A 1,905-nucleotide genomic window follows, 5' to 3' on the forward strand; every position below is an offset into this window, starting at 1 on the left:
AATGACGAGCCTTGTAATATACCTGGATCGAGTTATAATGCATCGACTTTTACGGTTGAGAATGATGGAAATATCACTGCTACTGATATAACTCCTCAGAAGTACAGTGGTTATGATTTTGATGTTGCAATAGACAATAACGCCATCGCAAACTGTACGCTTCAGAATTAGTCTTTTTTTGTTTTAAGTGCCGGTACAAGCCCCAGTAATTATAACTGGGGCTTGTATATTTTGTTATTGTGTAATAAAAAATTTGCCTGAAGTAGATAAATATGCGTTTTGGCTAGGAGGAGAAAGAGAATATCCTAGAGAAGAAGCCGCGTTTTGAATTTGCTTCTGGCAATGCCTTCGTCATCATCATCCACTCGTGCGACTGCTGTTTCCAGGCATCTCGTTCACGCAAGGCCTCGTCGCGTTGGTTACGGGTCGTTTCCAGTAACGCCTCGGCCACGGCTAGGCGCTTCTGAAGGTCCGTGATGGTATCAAATTGGGCGGTAACAGGCTGTGTGTTGTTGCTATCAACGTGTGGGGTAGCGCTGTTGACGGGCGCATACACGCGGTGCAGTTCTGCGGGATCGATCTCCCACTGCCCCTGTGCGTTCTTTTTGGCTGATACCGTGCCCCTGCGAATCGCTGCCAGCACCCCCTGTCTGGTCATGCCCGTGGCCTCGGCCGCCTCCGTCAGGCTGTAAACGTGCTTGGTAACCATCATCAACTCCATGAGGTTTATTGCTGGTAACGTTTACGCTGTGCATCGGACTGGAGCTGCGAGTCAATGGGGCGTCTGAAGGGGGCTTGTTGTTGCTCTATCCCCTACGAGAAGCTGGAGATAGATTGACGGATCGAGACAGAGATGCGGGAGTTTGAGGGAACCCTCGATGACCCAGAACCGAGGCCGAAAGGTCCCTTTTTTACTGCCCTTCGATGGACACAACGGGGTTCTCTTTCTCAAGCACTGCTGCTGCGTATGCGCCCAGCTTGCCCGTGACTTTGCCTGCGAGCTTGTCGCGCTGGATCTTTTCCATGACCGCCTTCAATGCGTCCTCATGGCCGACGTACAGGCGGGCGATCTTACGTGCGCGTGACAGTGTCACACCGAACGCGGCGTGCATCGCCTGGGCGTATTTCAGAATTTCGTCTTGGTCCTTCGTGCCCATGCCGGGCAAGGTTGCCATCGTTCTGCGGATCTTCTCGCGGGCGCTCATGTTCGCGGGGTTGTCATCGATGATGAACCGCAGGTGCGTGACCACCCGATTTTCGGTCTTCTTTTCCAAGGCCAGCTTGATGTCCGACTCTGCGGACACCTCTTTCAGGGCGTTCTGGATGACTCGCCTATTCAGCTCCCCGAAGCCCGTCTGGTACTCTTCTGGCTTGATCCCCATGTACTTTCGGAACTGCTCGACGGTCATCCAGGGCGTGCAGCCCTTGCCCAAAATTTTGTCCTTGTTGTCACGGTAGTCCAGGCCCAGCTCGTACAGTGGGAGCGCGTACTTCGTCTTTTTGAAGCGTCGTTCGATGAGCATGTTGATGCGTGCGAACATCGTGCTGCTGGCTATGAAGCCGCGCAAGGTCCGAGCAATGCCGAATGTGATGAACGCACCGCGCATCTCCGGCTCCTGGATGAACTTGTAGTAGCCCCAGGAGGGGCCGCCCTTCCCCCATCCGCATCCGAGGTCATTCCACTCTACGGAGCCGTCTCCGAGCTCTTTGAGCCATCCTCGGATGGCCGCTTCGTTGCGCGTGCGCATGTAGTCTTCGACTACCTTCCGAGGGATCGAAAAGATGTGGATCTCGTCGATAAGCGGAATTTCGTCGTAGCACCATGCGAGGAAACAGTTGAAGAGTCGCATGGCGGGGCCAGAGAGGGCGTGATTGATGTGGATGCAGCCAGACGGCTTGTCCAGG

At 54.0% G+C, this 1,905-nt stretch carries 2 protein-coding genes; both read right to left on the bottom strand.

Annotated features, from left to right (window positions below; translation table 11 throughout):
• Positions 1–283: 283 nt before the first annotated feature.
• The gene (locus G394_RS0115935; RefSeq protein ID WP_028578503.1) at positions 284–709 is read right to left on the bottom strand and encodes a hypothetical protein; all 426 of its coding nucleotides are present in this window, start codon (positions 707–709) and stop codon (positions 284–286) included.
• A gap of 202 nt (positions 710–911) precedes the next feature.
• A partial coding sequence (locus G394_RS0115940) for a replication initiation protein (RefSeq protein ID WP_028578504.1) occupies positions 912–1,905 on the bottom strand: 994 nt, incomplete at its 5' end.

Source organism: Desulfomicrobium escambiense DSM 10707, from assembly GCF_000428825.1.
GTDB classification, from domain to species: domain Bacteria; phylum Desulfobacterota; class Desulfovibrionia; order Desulfovibrionales; family Desulfomicrobiaceae; genus Desulfomicrobium; species Desulfomicrobium escambiense.